The 19,131-nt window shown below is 38.4% G+C and carries 22 protein-coding genes and 1 tRNA gene; 12 read left to right on the top strand and 11 right to left on the bottom strand.

Annotated features, from left to right (window positions below; all coding sequences use genetic code 11):
- Nucleotides 1-18: 18 nt before the first annotated feature.
- Nucleotides 19-450, bottom strand: coding sequence for a nucleoside deaminase (locus tag GM552_RS08245; protein WP_110439125.1), 432 nt, complete (start codon nt 448-450; stop codon nt 19-21).
- 233 nt (nt 451-683) lie between these two features.
- Between GM552_RS08245 and GM552_RS08250 the strand changes: the two genes are divergently transcribed.
- The 5 genes from GM552_RS08250 (at nt 684) to GM552_RS08270 (ending at nt 6,142) form a co-directional block, all read left to right on the top strand.
- Nucleotides 684-1,385: a gamma-glutamyl-gamma-aminobutyrate hydrolase family protein gene (locus GM552_RS08250; protein WP_155566057.1), complete on the top strand. Its 702-nt coding sequence runs from the start codon at nt 684-686 to the stop codon at nt 1,383-1,385.
- Nucleotides 1,366-2,142: a pseudouridine synthase gene (locus tag GM552_RS08255; RefSeq protein WP_110439127.1), complete on the top strand. Its 777-nt coding sequence runs from the start codon at nt 1,366-1,368 to the stop codon at nt 2,140-2,142. Before GM552_RS08250 ends, GM552_RS08255 begins: the two co-directional genes overlap by 20 nt.
- 4 nt (nt 2,143-2,146) lie before the next feature.
- Nucleotides 2,147-2,704: a 16S rRNA (guanine(966)-N(2))-methyltransferase RsmD gene (rsmD, locus tag GM552_RS08260; protein WP_110439128.1), complete on the top strand. Its 558-nt coding sequence runs from the start codon at nt 2,147-2,149 to the stop codon at nt 2,702-2,704.
- 70 nt (nt 2,705-2,774) lie between these two features.
- The gene (locus GM552_RS08265; RefSeq protein WP_347400700.1) at nt 2,775-5,459 is read left to right on the top strand and encodes a DNA translocase FtsK 4TM domain-containing protein; all 2,685 of its coding nucleotides are present in this window, start codon (nt 2,775-2,777) and stop codon (nt 5,457-5,459) included.
- Between the two features lie 17 nt (nt 5,460-5,476).
- A complete protein-coding gene (locus GM552_RS08270) occupies nt 5,477-6,142 on the top strand; it encodes an RluA family pseudouridine synthase (RefSeq protein WP_230873111.1) in 666 nt (221 codons plus the stop codon).
- 31 nt (nt 6,143-6,173) lie between these two features.
- Here the strand turns inward: GM552_RS08270 and rfbD are convergent, their stop codons facing one another.
- The 4 genes from rfbD to rfbB are packed head-to-tail and all read right to left on the bottom strand — an operon-like array spanning nt 6,174 to nt 9,612.
- Nucleotides 6,174-7,052 carry a dTDP-4-dehydrorhamnose reductase gene (gene rfbD / locus GM552_RS08275; RefSeq protein WP_370533618.1) on the bottom strand — a complete coding sequence of 293 codons (879 nt, stop codon included), beginning with the start codon at nt 7,050-7,052 and terminating at the stop codon, nt 6,174-6,176.
- A gap of 12 nt (nt 7,053-7,064) precedes the next feature.
- Complete coding sequence (rfbC, locus tag GM552_RS08280) at nt 7,065-7,625, bottom strand: dTDP-4-dehydrorhamnose 3,5-epimerase (protein WP_155566059.1); 561 nt, start codon at nt 7,623-7,625, stop codon at nt 7,065-7,067.
- Nucleotides 7,626-7,654: 29 nt separating this feature from the next.
- Nucleotides 7,655-8,560, bottom strand: a complete 906-nt coding sequence (gene rfbA / locus GM552_RS08285; RefSeq protein WP_110439131.1) for a glucose-1-phosphate thymidylyltransferase RfbA — start codon at nt 8,558-8,560, stop codon at nt 7,655-7,657.
- A complete protein-coding gene (gene rfbB / locus GM552_RS08290) occupies nt 8,557-9,612 on the bottom strand; it encodes a dTDP-glucose 4,6-dehydratase (protein WP_155566060.1) in 1,056 nt (351 codons plus the stop codon). Before rfbB ends, rfbA begins: the two co-directional genes overlap by 4 nt.
- Nucleotides 9,613-9,770: 158 nt before the next feature.
- On the opposite strand from rfbB, the gene GM552_RS08295 reads away from it, so the two are divergent.
- Complete coding sequence (locus tag GM552_RS08295; protein ID WP_122124140.1) at nt 9,771-10,430, top strand: histidine phosphatase family protein; 660 nt, start codon at nt 9,771-9,773, stop codon at nt 10,428-10,430.
- A 129-nt stretch (nt 10,431-10,559) separates the two neighbouring features.
- Complete coding sequence (locus tag GM552_RS08300; RefSeq protein ID WP_110439134.1) at nt 10,560-11,888, top strand: lipopolysaccharide biosynthesis protein; 1,329 nt, start codon at nt 10,560-10,562, stop codon at nt 11,886-11,888.
- Between the two features lie 194 nt (nt 11,889-12,082).
- On the opposite strand, the gene GM552_RS08305 is transcribed toward GM552_RS08300, so the two are convergent.
- Nucleotides 12,083-12,158 (bottom strand) — tRNA-Lys (locus tag GM552_RS08305).
- 77 nt (nt 12,159-12,235) lie between these two features.
- Nucleotides 12,236-12,709 carry a cyclic pyranopterin monophosphate synthase MoaC gene (moaC, locus tag GM552_RS08310; protein ID WP_155566061.1) on the bottom strand — a complete coding sequence of 158 codons (474 nt, stop codon included), beginning with the start codon at nt 12,707-12,709 and terminating at the stop codon, nt 12,236-12,238.
- A gap of 56 nt (nt 12,710-12,765) precedes the next feature.
- Between moaC and GM552_RS08315 the strand changes: the two genes are divergently transcribed.
- The 5 genes from GM552_RS08315 to mog are packed head-to-tail and all read left to right on the top strand — an operon-like array spanning nt 12,766 to nt 15,864.
- Entirely contained in the window at nt 12,766-13,014 is a 249-nt protein-coding gene (locus GM552_RS08315; RefSeq protein ID WP_155566062.1) for a MoaD/ThiS family protein, read from the top strand.
- A gap of 1 nt (nt 13,015) precedes the next feature.
- Nucleotides 13,016-13,474, top strand: coding sequence for a molybdenum cofactor biosynthesis protein MoaE (locus GM552_RS08320; protein WP_155566063.1), 459 nt, complete (start codon nt 13,016-13,018; stop codon nt 13,472-13,474).
- Nucleotides 13,467-14,081 (top strand): molybdenum cofactor guanylyltransferase MobA, encoded by a 615-nt coding sequence (gene mobA, locus GM552_RS08325; protein ID WP_155566064.1) that lies wholly within the window; start codon nt 13,467-13,469, stop codon nt 14,079-14,081. The genes GM552_RS08320 and mobA overlap by 8 nt, the downstream gene beginning before the upstream one ends.
- A complete protein-coding gene (gene glp, locus GM552_RS08330; RefSeq protein ID WP_155566065.1) occupies nt 14,065-15,273 on the top strand; it encodes a gephyrin-like molybdotransferase Glp in 1,209 nt (402 codons plus the stop codon). Before mobA ends, glp begins: the two co-directional genes overlap by 17 nt.
- Before the next feature lie 24 nt (nt 15,274-15,297).
- Nucleotides 15,298-15,864, top strand: a complete 567-nt coding sequence (gene mog / locus GM552_RS08335; RefSeq protein WP_155566066.1) for a molybdopterin adenylyltransferase — start codon at nt 15,298-15,300, stop codon at nt 15,862-15,864.
- 10 nt (nt 15,865-15,874) lie between these two features.
- Here mog and moaA read toward each other — a convergent pair whose 3' ends face one another.
- The 4 genes from moaA to modA all read right to left on the bottom strand — a co-directional run bounded on the left by moaA (nt 15,875) and on the right by modA (nt 19,120).
- Nucleotides 15,875-16,864, bottom strand: a complete 990-nt coding sequence (gene moaA / locus GM552_RS08340; protein WP_347400646.1) for a GTP 3',8-cyclase MoaA — start codon at nt 16,862-16,864, stop codon at nt 15,875-15,877.
- A gap of 130 nt (nt 16,865-16,994) precedes the next feature.
- Entirely contained in the window at nt 16,995-17,609 is a 615-nt protein-coding gene (locus tag GM552_RS08345) for an ATP-binding cassette domain-containing protein (RefSeq protein ID WP_347400647.1), read from the bottom strand.
- A gap of 50 nt (nt 17,610-17,659) precedes the next feature.
- Nucleotides 17,660-18,337 (bottom strand): molybdate ABC transporter permease subunit, encoded by a 678-nt coding sequence (gene modB, locus GM552_RS08350; RefSeq protein WP_155566068.1) that lies wholly within the window; start codon nt 18,335-18,337, stop codon nt 17,660-17,662.
- 6 nt (nt 18,338-18,343) lie between these two features.
- Nucleotides 18,344-19,120 (bottom strand): molybdate ABC transporter substrate-binding protein, encoded by a 777-nt coding sequence (gene modA, locus GM552_RS08355; protein WP_155566069.1) that lies wholly within the window; start codon nt 19,118-19,120, stop codon nt 18,344-18,346.
- Nucleotides 19,121-19,131: the final 11 nt, after the last annotated feature.

The raw sequence follows: 19,131 nt of genomic DNA on the forward strand, positions 1-19,131 counted from the left end.
GCAAAAATTAAAAATTTTTTACCGTAAATTCATAAAAAAATTTCTTAATAATTTTTGACAGGCATGCTCCCGAACACCTCCAATTATTTCGGGATGATACATCGTTTGCTGGTGTGAAAATATACGCGCCCCGTGCTCTATTCCCCCACCTTTTGAATCATATGCTCCAAATACAATTCTTGCGATCCGAGCATGCATTGCAGCAGCGGCACACATAGGACAGGGTTCTAATGTAACGACCAGACTATATCCCATAAGCCGTTTACTCTTGACTTTTAGACAAGCTTTTTTCAAAACGATCATTTCGGCATGCGCCAAAGGATTTTGATGCGCCTCTACCTGATTAAAAGCCTGCGCAACAATCTTGTTTTCCGGTGATAAAACAAGCGCTCCAACCGGAATCTCTCCCCGCTGATATGCTTTCCTCGCAAGATGCAGAGCCTGATCCATTCTCCAGTAAGATTGTTTAGGATACAATGATATCATATCTTAAAATTAATACATGTTATAATTCTATAGTAAATTTTGAATATAGAATATGTCATCTAAATCACCAATTCTTTCAATTAGAAGAACTATTTTCATCTTTAGTTAAAAGATACTTTGACAAAAATATCTTTTTCTTATTAAAAACGTCTATCCAATATATTCCCCTTAATATTCACCGTCTCCATGATTCTTGTATGACAAATTCTTCTTTACCCTTGATTGGCATCACGCTGGATAGTAGTACAATTCCCTTTACAGATAATCACAACATTTGTTCCTATATTCTGGACAGAAACTTAAAAACAAGTGTTCTTGAGGCAGGTGGAATTCCGTTGGGTATTTTTCCAGTCAATCAAAAGAATTTATCAATGATTCTTGACAAAATGGATGGGCTTGTCCTTTATAAAAATAAATTTTCCGACTCTTCAAAAAATCATGATCCCTTTGAACAAAATCTTCTTCAATATGCTTGGGAAAAAAACATTCCCATTCTGGCCATTGCAGGTGGGGCCTGTCACATGACCTTTTTTCTCCAAGGGGAATTATATAAAAATATTCAAACGGAATTGCCTGAAAGCCTTCCCCATATTCAAATAAATTCTCCCTATCAAGGAAGTCACTGCATTCAACTTCAGCCAAAAAGCTGTTTATATTCTTTAACCAAACGAACAAAATGGATGGTAAATTCTTTTCATCAATCTGGAATAAAATCTGCAGGAAAAGGGATCCCAAGTGCCCTTGCCGAAGATAACACTATCGAAGCAATTGAAGATCCTTCAAGGTTTTTTTTTGTTGGTGTACAATGGCATCCTGAATTTGCTGTTGATTATACTGATCGCAAATTATTTTCAGCACTAATTGCCAAGGCCAGAACCTATGCCCAAAACAGATCCTGATTCTCCCAATCTCTCATTTTCAAAAGGAGAACGCATTGCCAAATGGCTTGCACGTGCAGGTGTGGCATCCAGAAGAGATGCTGAGAAACTGGTTTCGGAAGGTAAAGTCTTTATTAACCAACAGCAAATCACCCAACCCGCCACCTTTGTCTCGAATAACGACAATGTCTATGTTAATGGAAAACTCATTGCTTATCCAGAACATTCTCGTTTGTGGCGGTATCACAAACCTGTTGGCCTGATAACCACCCACAAAGACCCAGAGGGACGACCCACTGTTTTCGATGCACTCCCGCCTAACATGCCACGTGTTATCAGTGTAGGTAGATTGGATTTAAATAGTGAAGGCCTTCTACTACTCACCAACGATGGCTCCCTGGCAAGGCAGCTGGAACTTCCCTCCAATCACTGGGTGCGTCGGTATCGGGTCCGGGTATTTGGTCATATCGTACAAGCAAAACTGGATCAGCTAAAAGATGGCATTACAGTTGAAGGAATACACTATTCCCCAATCATTGCCAAAATCGATTCACAAAAAGGAATGAATGCTTGGCTTACAGTTTCATTACAGGAAGGTCGTAACCGGGAAATCAGACGTGTTATGCAACATTTTGATTTACAAGTTAATCGTCTAATCCGAATTGCCTATGGACCTTTCCAGCTGGGTTCATTACCAAAAAATAGTCTTGATGAGGTTTCGGGAAAAGTCATTAGAGAGCAAACGGGTAAACACATACCTTTATCCAGAAATAAATAGATACATGCGAATTATTGCCGGTAAATATAAGGGTACACATTTGTACCCCCCTGCTGGTCTGGAAACCCGTCCAACGGCCGATCGTGTAAGACAAACATTATTTGACATGCTTATACATGCAGAATGGGGAGGACAATATTTTTTGCAGGACAGCCTTGTTCTCGATGCTTTTGCCGGAACGGGTGCCTTGGGTATTGAAGCTTTGTCCAGGGGGGCAAGAAAAGGTTTTTTTTGTGAAAAAAATAAATCAACTCGTCAGGTTTTAGAAAAAAACTTGACCCGTTGTCATTGCCATTTGAATAGTGTAATTTACAGTGATTATCAGGCCCTGCCAATAACTGAACACCCCTGCAACCTGGTTTTCTTGGATCCCCCATATCGAAAAAACCTTATACCTTATACACTCCAGACGCTAGAAAATAAAAATTGGCTTTCCACCCGATCCATTATCATTACAGAAATTGCACAAGATGAAAATCTTATGCTAAATGATAATTATCATATGTTAGCTGAACGAAATTTCAAAAATACATGCCTAAAATTTTGGGTAAAAAGAAAATAACCAAGGGTATATTTCAGTTTTATAACCCTATAAAAATAAATAAACCCCTGTAAGGATTTGGATAATTACTGTGCCTAACCAGAATAAAATTGGAAAAAACACGACTTCAAAATTTCAATCTTCATTCAGTAAAAGGCTGATACAGGCAAGCGGCTGGATTCTATGGATATTTGCCTTGTTACTTATGCTGGCATTGATCAGTTACAATCCTTATGACCCTTCATTCAATACCTCGTCAAACCAGCCTCCCAGCAACTTGCTCGGTTATATTGGATCCCATTTGTCAGATATTTTAATTCAATGGGTTGGAATAGCCAGTTTTTTCCCAGTGCTCGTTTTTATTGCATGGGGTTGGCGCATCATACGGTTTCAATATTTAAAAGGAATAATTATCCGTTTTATAGCCATGATTATTGCCATACCAGTCATGGCTGCGCTAATTGTGGCAACCATCCTGCTATTTTCAGGCAACAAAGTTCCTACGCTTGTTATTCCACCTGGATTGGGGGGATCAATTGGTTACGTGATCGCGAGAACATCTTTGATAGCGGCTCAGGATACACTTGGCATTATGGGAAGAATCTTGATCTGGGTTTTAAGCGCCATATTTTGTTTGCTGTTAATCCCTCTAACAATGGGATTGTCAAAACAGGAATGGAAAAAAATCATAGGTTTTTTCAAAAAGATCTTTCAATTCTTCTATTATACTTTACTCAGGAAATCTAAACCTGCCGAACCAGAAACTGATCATTATATCAATAATTCTTATAATGTCCCTTTACGGACCTACAACCATTCACCTTTTAAATCCAATCCAGATATCCTGAAGGAAGAACAAACCTATACCCCTCCCGCCTATCAGGATTCTGTCAGGGAAACAACCCATGCCATTCAGCCTTATGCAAAAAAACAGAAACCCTCTTCACTGGCACCAGACAACACACCTATTTTCAACCCGGAGGACGATCAGGAAGATGCCCAGAATAATTATCGGCCGGCATCGCAGTCCTTGATAACAAAGCAAGAAACAACAGTATCCACCACAGTTAATAAAAACGAACAACCTCTGAGAGAATTAACAAAACCCACCGAATCAATAGAATATGGAGACACCCGGCAACCTGACAAACCTTATGAAAAAAGGGAAACTACGCCCATAAAAAATAAAGGTATTTTTTCCCTGCTCCATAAACCTCTTAAGGAACACTTTGTATCTTCCAATAATGCATCTGAATCTCACCCTCCCTCATTTGAAGAACAATCAGGAAACAGTTGGTCTTTTCCTTCCCTTTCCCTGTTAAAACCCAATTTAAATCACGAAAGCAATAAACCTACACCTGAAATGCTTCATGCCAATGCTCGCATGCTGGAAACCATTTTGGATGATTACGGGGTAAAAGGCACTATAGGTAATATTCTACATGGCCCAGTAGTAACTTTATATGAATTGGAACCGGCTCCAGGTATCCGGTCTGCTCGTGTCATTGGCCTGTCCGATGATATCGCCCGCTCTCTTTCCGTTATATCAGTGCGCATTGCCACAGTTCCAGGCAGAAATATCATCGGGATTGAGGTTCCCAATAATATTCGTGAAATTGTATATTTTTCCGAACTGCTTAATACAGAAAACTGGTACAGAAATTCTGCACGTTTATGTCTGGCTTTAGGGAAAAACATTTTTGGTGAGCCAATTTATGCAAATCTTGCAAAAATGCCACATCTATTAATTGCTGGAACCACCGGTTCAGGGAAATCAGTGGGCGTTAATGCCATGATTCTATCCTTATTATATCGCCTGTCTCCTGATGAATGCCGTTTAATCCTAATTGATCCAAAAATGCTAGAGCTTTCTGTATATGAAGGTATTCCCCATCTTTTGACCCCTGTTGTTACCGATCCGCACAAAGCCTTGTCTGCCTTGAAATGGGCGGTAAGGGAGATGGAAAGACGTTATCGTCTTATGTCCCAGCTTGGAGTCAGGAATATTGATGGTTATAACCAGCGCATAACCAATGCAAAAAATCAAAGCAAGGTCATGACAAGACGCATACAAACAGGCTTTGATCCTGAAACTGGTAAACCAACATTTGAGGAACAGCAAATTCCCCTTGAACATTTTCCCTATATCGTTATCGTCATTGATGAAATGGCTGATCTCATGATGGTGGCCGGCAAAGATATCGAAGCTGCCGTTCAACGTCTTGCGCAAATGGCTCGAGCTGCCGGAATACATGTTATCATGGCAACACAGCGTCCTTCCGTTGATGTAATTACCGGGACTATTAAGGCCAATTTCCCCACTCGTATCTCTTTTCAGGTAATCAGCAAATTTGACAGCCGAACTATTCTTGGTGAACAAGGAGCCGAACAATTATTGGGACAGGGAGACATGTTATTCATGCAGGCGGGTGGACGTATTGAACGCATTCATGGTCCCTTTGTCTCTGATGAAGAAGTTGAACGGGTTGTTCAGCATTTACGCACGCAGGGTGAACCGATTTATGTTGAAGATGTTACCGTTGACCCTGTGGAAGATAATAATGGACGTTCAGGCGGCAATAATGATGAATTATATAACCAGGCAATCAATCTTGTTTTAAGGGAGGGAAAGGCTTCCACCTCATTTATTCAACGTCATTTATCCATCGGGTATAATCGAGCAGCCAAAATTATTGAACAAATGGAAAAAGAACGGATTGTCAGTCCTGCCAACCATGTTGGTAAACGTGAGATCCTTATTAAAAGATCAGAATAAAGGGAAGATTCTTTACCTTGCTTCCTTTTAGAATTCTTTATCAAGATAACTATTATATTATCATTGACAAACCTGCTGGAATGCCTGTGTATTCGAGCGATAAAAATGATTCCATTCCCTCTGTCGAAAATTTTTTTCCCCTGTTATCAAGACGAAAGGAAGGGCCATGGCTAGTGCACCGTTTAGACCAGGATACAGCTGGATGTTTATTAATAGCCCTACGCAAGCAAGCCCTAATCAAGGCCCAAGCCTGTTTTGCGCAACATAAAGTAAATAAAGTCTATTGGGCCATTGTTCAGGGTAGACCGAAAAAATATTCCGGTATCATTACATCACCCCTTTTAAAAATAACACAAAAGGGCCAATGGAAAATGATACAAGATAATAAGGGTCAGAATGCACTGACAAAATGGAAATTTTTGAAAGGCGATAATACTTGCAGTTTAATTGAGCTTAATTTACAAACGGGTAGAACCCATCAGGCCAGAGCCCATTGTTCCATTATGGGACATCCAATTATCGGTGATACAATATATGGTGCCAAGAAATATTCATCCATTCCATTATCACTATTGAGTCGAACCCTAACGCTTCAATTGGAAACAGCCATTTCTGCTACGGCTCAGCCACCACAACATATGCTACATTACATAAATAAATTCAGCATATATAAAAAGTCTTAACCCTCAAGATCAAGACCTTTATATTTAAATTCTATGTCGAGAAAATTTTTTTAATGACATTATCAACACTTTTATGCCAATCCGGTAACCGTATGGCAAAAGTTTTATAAAGCTTGTCCGTATTCAACCTTGAATCCTGTGGTCTTTTTGCAGGAGTTGGCCAATCTTCAGTTTTTATAGAAGTAATGGAAGGCATTTTTTGCCCATAACGCTCTGCCTGTCTCAATGCATATACAGCCAAATCATACCAAGTCGCATCACCCGTTCCAACAGCATGATAAATACCGCTCCAATTATCCTGCCATTTTTGACCGACAATCCGATCTGCTATTTTCATAATCGCCCAAGCCAAATCATCAGAACAGGTTGGATTTCCCTTCTGATCCCCTACAACACGAAGCGCTGGATTTTTGGCTCCCGCATTAATAATAGTACGAACAAAATTTTTTCCGTGTTCCGAATAAACCCAAGCTGTCCTCAATATAATTGCATGAGGATGAGCCTGTAAAATAGCCTTCTCTCCTGCAACCTTACTTGCCCCATATACTGTTTCGGGAGAAATTGGATCCGTTTCAACATAGGGAGTCCCCTTTTCACCAGAAAATACATAATCTGTTGAAATATGAATCATGGGAATATTATATCCTGCACATAATTCAGCAAAATAAGCAGGCCCATCGCTATTGACCAAATAGGCTTCATCTCGATGATCCTCTGCCGCGTCAACAGCCGTCCATGCTGCGGTATTTACAACAAGGTCAGGTCTATCTTGCTCAAAAACTCCGGATATCGTATTATGTTGTGTAAAATCAAACTGTGGACGGCCGATGAACTTTAAGCGTTTATCATGCAAATTCCGTAAAGATTCTGCCAATTGTCCATTTTTCCCGCCAATTACAAGAATTGTCACCAGTTTATCCTTTTATGAATATGAAAACCAATTCTTTGCTGCTGAAAATGATGGATTTTGCATATCTTTTTCTGATAAAATCGCATCATTTACAGCGATTGGCCATTCAATGCCAATTTCTTTACAATTCCATAAAACAGCACGCTCACTGGCTTTATTATATAAATTTGTACATTTATATTGTACCATAACGTTTTCTGTTAACGTACAAAAACCATGTAAAAATCCTGGTGGGATCCACAATTGAGACCAATTGTCAGCTGATAATTCCGCAGCAACCCATTTCCCATATGTCGGAGAACCCGTTCGCGCATCAATAGCCACATCCCAAATCGAACCTTGTGTACATCTTACCAACTTCCCTTGTTCATAAGGGCCCAACTGACAATGCAAACCCCTCACCACACCTTTCTGAACAGAAAGGCTTTGATTATCCTGCACAAAAGGCAAATCAATCCCGACTTCTTTTAATCGCTGTGCATTATAGGTTTCTGAAAAAAATCCACGATTATCCTGAAAGCGAGGAGGTGTTATCAATAATACTTCTGAAATGGCTAATTTTTCTATTTTCATGACAAATATTTCTTACTTTTAATAATTAATTACTTTTGATTAAAACCTTCGTTTGCAACATCCATCAACATTCTCCCAAGGTCTGTTTTATTCAATTTTTTTGCAATTGCACGTAATTGCTCCGCATTAATAAATCCTCTATGGTAGGCCACCTCAGCAGGAGATCCCACCAAAATCCCTTGTCTTGCCTGAATCATTTGCACAAAATTTCCAGCCTGCATCAAACTGGCGGGAATACCGGCATCCAACCAAGCACAACCCCGACCCAGACGCTCTACATGTAAATTGTCATTTTCAAAATAAATTTTATTTAAATCCGTGATTTCATATTCACCACGTGCTGATGGTTTTATTTTTTTTGCATATTCTGTAACCCTTGAATCATAAAAATACAGTCCTGTCACAGCCCAGTTTGAGGGAGGATCTTTCGGTTTCTCTACAATCTGGGTTACCTTGCCATTTTCATCAAATGTCACAACACCGTACCGTTCAGGATCACTAACCTGATAACTGAATATCGTTGCACCGGATTTTCGTTGAACCGCCTTTTGCAACAGCTGACTTAAATGTGAAGCAAAGATCAAGTTATCCCCCAGCACCAGGGCACAAGGGGAAGCATCCAACCACTCTTCAGCTAAAACAAAGGCTTGTGCAATACCTTCAGGTTTGGGTTGAACACAATAGTCAAATTTCATTCCAATATCAGAACCGTTTCCCAATAATCTTTTGATTTGTGGTATATCATGAGGGGTAGAGATAATCATGATTTCCCGAATACCTGCCAGCATTAATGTTGTCAGCGGATAATAAATCATGGGTTTGTCATATATAGGCAATAGCTGTTTACTGGAAACAGCTGTCAAAGGATATAACCTTGTACCTGATCCACCAGCCAGTAATATACCCTTTATTGATTTTTCATGCTGATTTGTCATTGTTTTATTCCCAACCGTTGTCCAGCATAATGTTTTTGACGAATATTCTTCCACCAATCCTCATGATTCAAATACCATTGAATCGTTTTACGAATTCCTTCTTCAAAATTGTGTTTTGCTTTCCATTTTAATTCGGTTTGGGCATGGACTGGATTTATTTCATATCTAAAATCATGACCTGGACGATCCGTTACAAAATGAATCAACCGCTCGTATTTTCCCTGAGGATCAGGCTTCAGTTCATCAAGAATATGACAAATCGTTTGCACAACCTCCAGATTAGTTCTGGGTTGTTGGGCACCAATTGCATAAGTTTCTCCCGGAATTCCAAGCTCTATAGCTTTTACAAGCGCTTCAGCATGATCTTCAACATACAGCCAGTCTCTTATATTATCTCCCTTACCATAAACTGGTAGAGCCTTGCCTTCCAAGGCATTGATAATCATTAACGGGATTAACTTTTCTGGAAAATGCCAAATGCCATAATTATTTGTTGTGTTTGTCACAAAAGTTGGAAGTCCATATGTATGAAACCAAGCCCTAACCAGATGATCTGAAGCTGCTTTTGAAGCAGAATAAGGACTGCGCGGATCATAGGGAGTTTGTTCTGTAAATGGGGGATCTCCAGACTGTAAAGCGCCAAAAACTTCATCTGTTGAAATGTGATGGAAACGGAATTTTCTTTGTCTATCTACTGACATTGCTCTCCAATATTCATAAGCAGCCTGTAATAAACAATATGTTCCATGAATATTGGTCCGAATAAACACTTCTGGACCATCAATCGAACGATCTACATGAGATTCTGCAGCCAGGTGCATTACTGCATCAGGCTTGAATTGATTAAATATTTTGTTTAATGAAATAAAATCAGTAATATCAGTTTTGCAAAAAGAATACCGGCTATTTCCGGCTATTTCTGCCACATTATCAAGAGAAGCCGAATACGTTAGGATATCGATATTAACCACTTCATGCTGCGTATTTTTTATAAGATGTCGAATCACAGCTGAACCAATAAAACCACATCCTCCAGTGACTAAAATCAACATTATTAATGTACCTTAAATAATTTTTTTGTATTTTATATTATAAATTTATTGAATATCTTCAAAATATCTTAAAAATTTATAATAATTAAATCAAACCAATTTGCAATTTATGATATAAATACCCATATTTTTTGACTATATAAAGTATATCATTGCTTATGTCTAACAATAATTTTAGTTTCATAGACCATCCTGATTCTATTGGTGATACGACACGTTTCTGGTTTATTCGTCATGCAATTGTTAATGAAAAGGACCGTTCTTATCTTTATGGCACTAAAGATGTTCCAATCTGTCCTACACATTTAAAAAAACAACAAACATACTATCAGTTTCTGGCCAAGAAATTACCCAAGACACAACTTTGGTTCATTACCAGCCTGTCCCGTACAAGAGATACGGCCTTACAAATTCAAAAGGCGGGTTATGGATCTGAGAATTTACAAATCGAAAATGCTTTTCTGGAACAGAATCTTGGAGCCTGGCAGGGTCTATCACATGTTACAGTTGAAAAACACCGAAAATTTTCTGCGCACCCTTTTTGGCCCTTCTCAGCCGAAGAAACTCCACCTAAAGGTGAAAACATGAATGATGTCCATCAAAGAGTCAGTTGCAAAATGGAGGAATTTAGCAGAATATACACAAATAAAGATATTATTGTCATATCTCATGGCGGGGCTATTCGGGCTGCCCTTGCCTATGCTTCAAAAATCCCGGTTAATTCAGCATTATCCTTTGCCATTTATAACCTTTCCATTACTCTGATAGAAAAAACACGTGAACATTGGCATATTATTACGGTAAATGATATGATTTAGCCTTTTATTTTTCTAAAAAAAGTTACTATATATTTTAACTTAAAAAAAAATTGCTAAGGCATTATCTCTTTAATGCCCTGAAAAACTGAAAATAACAAAATCTGTTTACTTGAAACTATGGAATAAAGAGTGCCAAAGAATAAAATCCCTTCCTATAGAGGCAGTTTAAGGCGGTCAGGATATAACGTATTAAAATTATTAAGCGGAAAGATCATCAATGTTCCTCTTGGTTTAGCCCAAATTTATTTAACAACCCGACTCATTGGCGATAAAGGATACGGTTTTCTGGTTCTTATATACGCTTTTGGCCAGCTTGTGGGCGATGTGGCAGAATTTCAATCATGGCAGACTGTCTTGCATTACGGCCTTAAACCCTATCAAAATAAAGATCTTCCCCTTTTTCAACGAGTGTTGCGATTTTCTTTTTTACTTGATGCATGCAGTGCTACCTTTGCCTTGGTCGTCAGTGTTCTGATTGCCATAAATTTCAGCAATATTTTGGGGTGGCCACCTGAATGGCATTATCTGGGTATCATTTTCAGTTTTTCTGTTTTATTTACGACAAGTGCAACAGCCAATGGCGTTTTATTATTATTGAACCGTTATGATTTACTTGCCATTCAAGGAACAACAACAACAACAGTTCGGTTCTTGGGCATCGCTTTTCTTACCCTTATTCATGGTGGTATGTTGGGAGCAGTTATTGTCTGGACTTTTGCCACTTTCATGAATTTCATTACTATTTTGGTCACCGCTTTGTACCAACTTTACAAGCAAGGTTTTTTAAAAGGATTTTTCAATCGTATTAATGATGGGCTTACCAAAGATTTACCCGGGATATGGAAATTTGCCTGGAATACCAATATAAACATGACTTTTTCCCTTGTTTCCGCCCATATAACCGCTCAAATTATTGGAAGTATGCTTGGTACTGTTCAAAATGCACGCTATTCGATTGCCAATAAAATTTCAGAAGCGATTGCAAAACCTGTCATTATGCTACAATCTACATTATATCCGGAAATGACCCGCTCATGGCAGGGCAGCAAACCATCGCACCTTTATAAAATGGCCTTGCAAATCACTCTTTTAACCGGCGGTATCATTTCCGTTATTTTTCTCATTCTACCTTATATTGCACCATATATCATTTCATTATTACTTCATAAATCCACCACACCTGAAACCCTTCATTTACTATATTGGTTGGCTGGTGCAAAAGCAGTTATCCTATGGGGAATTTCCTTGGAACCCATTTTAATCACAACAGGAAATACCAAAGGGGCATCCATTTCTCGTGGAATAAACAGTTTCATTTATATACCAATGTTGATTATTTTTATTCAAAAATGGGGGATACAGGGGATTGGACCAGCCACCCTAATTTCATCTGTATTACTGGTTATTTCCCAAATCCTTTTTGTTATAAAATATAAAAAGAAAACTATAACACAATAATAAATCCTGCATTATTATGAATAATGTTCTTATTAAATATTATAATATTGTTTAATGCTCATTAATTTTTTTATTATTTAAATAACCAAAATTCAAAAACATGAATTTTAAGCTCATAATATGGGGCTTTTAACTTAAAAATGCATATTTCTCAAAATTATATTTGATAAATAAAAATTGCTGTATCAAGAAAATGGTGGGCGCACAAGGGTTCGAACCTTGGGCCCGCTGATTAAGAGTCAGCTGCTCTACCAACTGAGCTATGCGCCCCACACAGAACTTTTATCAAGAAGCGATCAAAAATACAAGATGAATTCAGTAATTAGACTGAACTTTCCTTATAAAATTTAAAAATTAAATTCTCCGCTTTTCCCACCCTTTTTAGAAACAAGATGAATGTTATGCATGACCATTCTTTTATCTACCGCTTTAAGCATATCATAAACGGTTAACAATCCTACAGAAACCCCTGTCAACGCTTCCATTTCAACTCCTGTTTTGCCCTCTGTATCAACAGTAACCCGCATATGCACAATATTTTTACTTTCTTCCAATTCAAATTCCACTTTTAGATGATTTAGCGATAATGGATGACATAAAGGGATCAAATTTGAAGTCTGTTTGCTACCCTGTATGGCGGCAATTCTTGCTATACCTAATATGTCACCCTTATGACTGTTTCCTTTTTTCAAAAGTTCAAAAGCTTCCTGAGACATCTGGATTGACCCCCCAGCCATGGCAGTTCTTTTCGAGATTTTCTTATTTGCGACATCAACCATGTGAGCTTGCCCAGACTCATCAAAATGCGTCAATTTACTCATGATATTCTTCCTATATTAATCTTTAAACTCATTCTAGCAGATGCTATATATATAATATGATAAAAATCCGTTATTTTGGTTTTCTTAAAGATATTTTACAAATTGAAGAGGAAGAAATTACCTGGGACAAAGGTAATTCACAAGATTTACTTAATTTTTTAAGAAGCCGCAATGCCTCTTGGTCGGACGCCTTGGCAGAAGAAAACATTTTCCGCCTGGCCATTAATCAACGCATTATCTATCAACCCACTCCCCTTCATCCTGATGATGAAGTTGCCATTCTACCTCCTGTTACAGGAGGTTGAATTGTTCTCTGTCAAAATACAGACCCAACCTTTTTCACAAGAGGAATTCCGAAAAAAGATTCACATTTTCAATTGTGGTGCAATTGTCAGCTTTACCGGTATCGTCAGGGGGTTTGATGAAAAAGAACCGCTTGATTATCTTTATCTTGAACATTTTCCGTCTGTAACTGAACAAGAAATTGAACGAATAATTCATTTGGCAAAAAAACGATGGGATATACAGGGTTGTCAGGTTATACACCGCGTGGGGAATTTACGGGTAGGAGAAGAAATCGTTTTGGTTCTGACAGCGGCCAGTCATAGAAAGGCTGCATTTGAATCTGCTGAATTCATAATGGATTATTTAAAATCAGAAGCTCCATTCTGGAAAAAAGAATTTTTTAGAAACGGACAGTCAAGATGGGTCAGGGCTAAATCATACGATTTAAAAGAAAAAGAACGATGGTCCAGTCATGAATGATAAAAATATTGCCGCCTTTATTCTGGCGGGTGGGGAAGGTCGGCGTGTAGGATGTCAAAACAAAGGATTGCTTTCTCTTAATAGTCATCCCCTTGTCAATCATGTTATCCAACGTATTCAACCGCATGTTCAAAACATTTTGATAAGCGCAAACAATCATATTGAAACTTATCAATCTTTTGGTTTTCCAGTCTACCAGGATCTCCCCCAATGGAAAGGAAAAGGTCCCCTGGCTGGCATTGTCAGTCTTTATTCCTTTATTCCCGCTCATACAGATTACATATTGGTTGTTCCCTGCGACACTCCCTTTTTACCCGCAAATCTAGTTTCCTCACTTTATCACGCATTGATATCAAATCCAGACTTGCTAATTGCGTACGCAGCGACACCAAAACAGATTCATCCAAGTATCCTCTTATGCAAACCCTGTACGAATGACTATCTTGCCAATCATTTAAATCATCAGCATTATAGCCTTAAATCATGGATATCTGCACACCCAAATATAAAAGTGAATTTTCATGATGAACATGAATTTACCAATATTAACGACCTTGACACATTAACCCGTTATCAACAAGACAGGCACCATGCTAAAAAACTATGATGAGGCCCTTGAAGAACTTCTGCAAAGAACCTCTATTAAACAACCCATAGAAGATTATCCCCTTTTAAAGGCAAATCATCTAGTTCTTGCTGAAAATATTTATGTTCAATATGACACACCTTTTTTCAGCAATAGTGCCATGGATGGCTATGCTCTGGGTGGTGATCCTTGTCAATGTTCTGAATGGCAAATTACAAACCGGATTGCAGCAGGAGATTCCCTTTCCAATGCCACCCTCCAAACTGGTGAAGCCGCACGAATTTTTACCGGAGCTCCAATTCCCCCCGGAACCAGCGCTGTAATCCAGCAAGAAAATACAAAAATTGAAAACAACACCCTAACTCTTACCTCGCAGATCAAAAAAGGACAAAATATACGCTATCAAGGGGAAGAACTAAAAAAAGGTGATATACTGCTTACACAAGGCCATAGGCTTACGCCCGCAAGTGTTGCTTTATTGGCAAGTCAAGGCTATCAAAATGTCAAAATATATAAACCTTTAACCATTTGGGTTTATTCCACAGGAAATGAATTGATCAACCCAGGTCAGCCTCTATCTTCTGGCAAGATTTTTGATGCAAACCGTTATCTTTTGATAACCTGGCTTCAAAAAACCAGACATCATGTCATTGATGCAGGCATTCTTCCCGATAATCGGGATAAAACTGAAATCGCATTAAAAAAAGCCAGTAAAGAAGCAGACATCATTATCTCATCTGGTGGAGTTTCGGTTGGTGAAGAGGATCACGTTCATGCCGCCTTACAACAGCTTGGCCAACTCATTTTCTGGAAACTTGCCATTAAACCCGGCAAACCTTTTGCCTGGGGACAAATCAATAGCAAAATATTCTTTATGTTACCCGGTAATCCTGTCAGCACCCTCGTCACCTTTCAACAACTTGTTATTCCCGCTTTACGACATCTTGCCGGCGAAACATTACAGAATTGCCTGCCAAAAACTATTCTTGCTCAAGCCCAATTTGAAAAAAGGAAAACCCAAGCAAGACGGGAGTTTTTACGGGTGCGGGTTGATTATTCTCAATCACCTGCTCATGTTAGTCTTTTAAATAATCAGGGTTCTGCCATGTTGGCAACATTTTCCCAGGCAAATGGATTGGCAGAAATTCCGGAAAATACCCCTGTTCATAAAGGAGACTTTATAAAAATTTATCCACTTGACTATTCTCTTTAGACTTTATTGATAGGAAAATATAAAATGACAGCAATAAAAATTGGTTTGGTTTCTGTCAGTGATAGAGCCAGTCAGGGTATATATGAAGATAAAGGTTTACCTGCCTTGAAAAATTGGCTGGATAAAGCGGTTCTTAACGAAAAACAATATATTGAGCATTTAATTCCTGATGAACAGGATCTGATTGAAAAAACATTAATCGATCTGGTCGATCATCAAGATTGTCCCCTTGTTTTAACCACGGGCGGTACAGGCCCTTACATCCGAGATGTGACACCTGATGCAACTCTGGCCATCGCAGATAAAGTTATGCCCGGTTTTGGTGAGCAAATGCGTCAAGTCAGTTTATATTTCGTGCCAACCGCCATTCTGTCACGACAAGTGGGCGTAATCCGTAAAAAAAGCCTGATACTAAACCTGCCCGGACGTCCGAATGCCATTCGTGAAACATTGGAAGGGGTAAAAGATCAAGATGGCAAGGTTCTTATACATGGAGTATTTGCCGCGGTTCCAATGTGTATCGATGTAATTGGTGGACCCAGGATTGAAACAGATAAAAAAGTCGTAAAAGCTTTTTTACCTAAAAAATAGGACTGTCAACCTATCCTCCTGTCTTTGACATAATACGCATAATTTTATTGGGCTGTTTTAAAAAATCATGTTCTTTTGGCTTTAATTCTATCGCTTCTTGAATGGCCTGATCCAGTTCTTTATCACTACAATGATTTCTTAATAACGGCCTTAACGCAAAGCTGTTATCCTGTCCCAAACACATATAAAGGGTTCCATCAACCGACAATCTAACCCGATTGCATGTCGCACAAAAATGCTGTGATAACGGTGTAATTAATCCAAGACATACATTACCTGTTGCTGTTTCCCAGTAACGCGCCGGACCATTTCCTATTATCTTCATCGTTGAACGCAAATCGTAATGTTTCCTTAATTCTTGTATAATGGGTTGCAGCGAGACAGTTGTCATATTTTGCCCGGTTTTTCCCATTGGCATGACTTCAATCAAACACAGAATAAACCCGTGTTCAATACAAAATTCGAACATTCGTTCAATTTCTGCCATATTCTTGTCTGGCAATACAACCATGTTAATCTTTATTTTATGAAAACCGAGTTGTTTTGCTGTTCGCAGACCCTCCATAACCTGCTCTAGACAATCCAGACCTGTAATATCCTCTATATTTTTACGATTCAAGGAGTCAAGACTTATGTTCAAACGATCTAAGCCAGCCTCAAACAATGATTTGGCATGGGATGTCAGCAAGGTTCCATTCGTTGTAATGGATAAATCCTCCACCTCATCAATTTTTTTAATTCGATGCACCAGATCTGTTAGGTTTTTGCGAACCAACGGTTCACCACCAGTCAAGCGAAAACGTTTTGTACCTAATCTTACAAACGCACGAACAACACGCATTAATTCATCAAAAGTGAGCCAATGGTCTGGAGTTTCAAAATCTTTAAATCCTTTCGGAATACAATAAGAACATCTTAAATTACAGCGATCCGTAACAGAAATTCTTAAATAATCAATTGTTCTACCAAATTTATCAATCAGCATCAGAAGCTCGGCCACGTCATAATTGCAATAAAGACTTTGTAGTTATGAATTTTATATATGTGTTTAAAAATCAAAAAAAAGACTTAAATATTTCTAAAAAATCATTATAGATAAAATACAATCAGACTATTATTTATTAATTCATCTAATAATTACTATTTTTTCCCAAATGTAAGATATCCTCACCAAAACACTCTACATCCTCATCATCGTGCGATATAACCATCATCAAGCATTGCAACCGTTGTTGAATATCCCTTATTTCATACCGCAATTTGCGTCGCAAGCGACTATCAAGCATTGAAAACGGTTCATCTAGTAACAACAAATCGGGTTGCGCAACCAATGCTCTGGCCAATGCAACCCGCTGTTGTTGCCCCCCCGACAATTGATATGGATAATATTCAGCATAGTTCAGGATTTCCAAGCGATTCATCCAGTCCTTAACAATTGCAAAATCCTGACTGACACGGGGATTAAATATTCCCTTGACAAGTGAGAAGGAAATATTCTGTTTGACTGTTAAATGCGGAAAAAGACTATAACCTTGGAAAAGATAAGCAAGTTTTCTCTCCTGGGAGACCAGATTGATTTTACGTTTCTGATCAAAAAAGATTTTATTATCAATTTTTATCAACCCGCAATCTGGTGAATTTAATCCCGCTATTATTTTAAGCAATGTTGTTTTTCCAGATCCAGACGGGCCAAATATCACCACTGAACGATTTTGAGAAAAAAAATCAACATTGAGCTGAAACACATGATGATGATTTTTTATTAATTTCTTGAGATTTATTTGAAATATCATGATCAATAAATTGAATTATGCGTAATATTCAGCCGTTTAGCCATAAATAAAACAAAAATGCAAACAGCGGATAAAATCAAGACGGATATATTTGCGGCATGATCCTGTCCCGCTTCAACGGCTTCATAGATTGCCAAAGATAGGGTTTGCGTTTTTCCGGGAATATTTCCGGCAATCATCAGGGTTGCACCAAATTCTCCCAAAGCTCTGGCAAATGCCAGTAATAAACCTGCCATAATACCACGCCAAGCCAAAGGTAAGGTTATACGGAAAAAAATCGCCATATCAGAAATAGTCAATACCCGTGCAGCCTGTTCATAACAAGGATTGATTGATTCAAAGGCACTTCTGGCGGGTTTGAATATCAAAGGAAAAGTCACGACAATAGCGGCTAAAACAGCCCCCTGCCACGTAAATATAAGACTAAGATGAAAATATTTTCCCAATATTTGTCCTATCCAACCATGCTGTCCAAACAATACTAACAAATAGTATCCCAATACAGTCGGCGGCATAACCATTGGCAATGTAAAGACAATATCTAAAAATTCCTTACCATAAAAACGATACCGAGCAATAAAATATCCTGCAGGTATTGCCAGAAACATATTGATCGAGACTGCGAAAACGGCAATTTTCAAGGATAAAAAAAGAGCCGTCCAGGTAAAATTTATTCCCATGAACAACTACCGAACAGCAAAACCGTATTGTCTAAAAATTCTCTGACCTTTAACTGAAAATAACAGGTCCATGAACGCCTTAGCCTGATTTGGGTTTTGAGTATTTTTAACCAAGGCAACTGGGTACTGAACGGGTTTTGGCAAAGGAGCCCGATAAAGTATTTTAACTTTATCTGAAAAAAGTTTTGCATCACTTTCATAAACAAAACCGACATCCACTTCATTACAGGCAACATAATCCAGAACCTGACGGACATTTTGCGCAGGAATGAATTTATCTTGTAATTTTTGCCATAAACCTGCAGCCTGCAATGCATATTTTGTATAACGACCCGCTGGAACAGTTACAACTTGTCCCAACGCGATCCGCTTAATCAAGGGTTTATCTAAATCTGCCAGTTCACGTATCTGTAACTTGCTATGAATAAAAGTCACAAGAACCAAATGATTATTAATAAAATCCTGTCTTGATCCAGGAAAAATCAATCCTTTTTGCTCTGCCATATCCATTGTGCTTTCATCGGCACATGCAAAAAGATCAACCGGGGCACCCTGTGCTATTTGATTTAACAGACTGCCCGAAGAACCAAAATTAAATAAAATTTTATCCTGAGGGTGCGATGTTTCATAAATTTTAGCTATATCTTTAAAAGCATCGCTTAAACTAGCCGCCGCAGAAACAACAATCTCTTTTGCCTGAACGGAATGAAAAAATCCAAAACAAGCCAGAACAACAGCCAATAGTTTAAGCAATCTTAATTCCGGTATTTTGGGATTTTTCATCAGTTCACATC

The sequence above is a fragment of the Commensalibacter sp. ESL0382 genome, from assembly GCF_009725775.1.
Taxonomy (GTDB): domain Bacteria; phylum Pseudomonadota; class Alphaproteobacteria; order Acetobacterales; family Acetobacteraceae; genus Commensalibacter; species Commensalibacter melissae.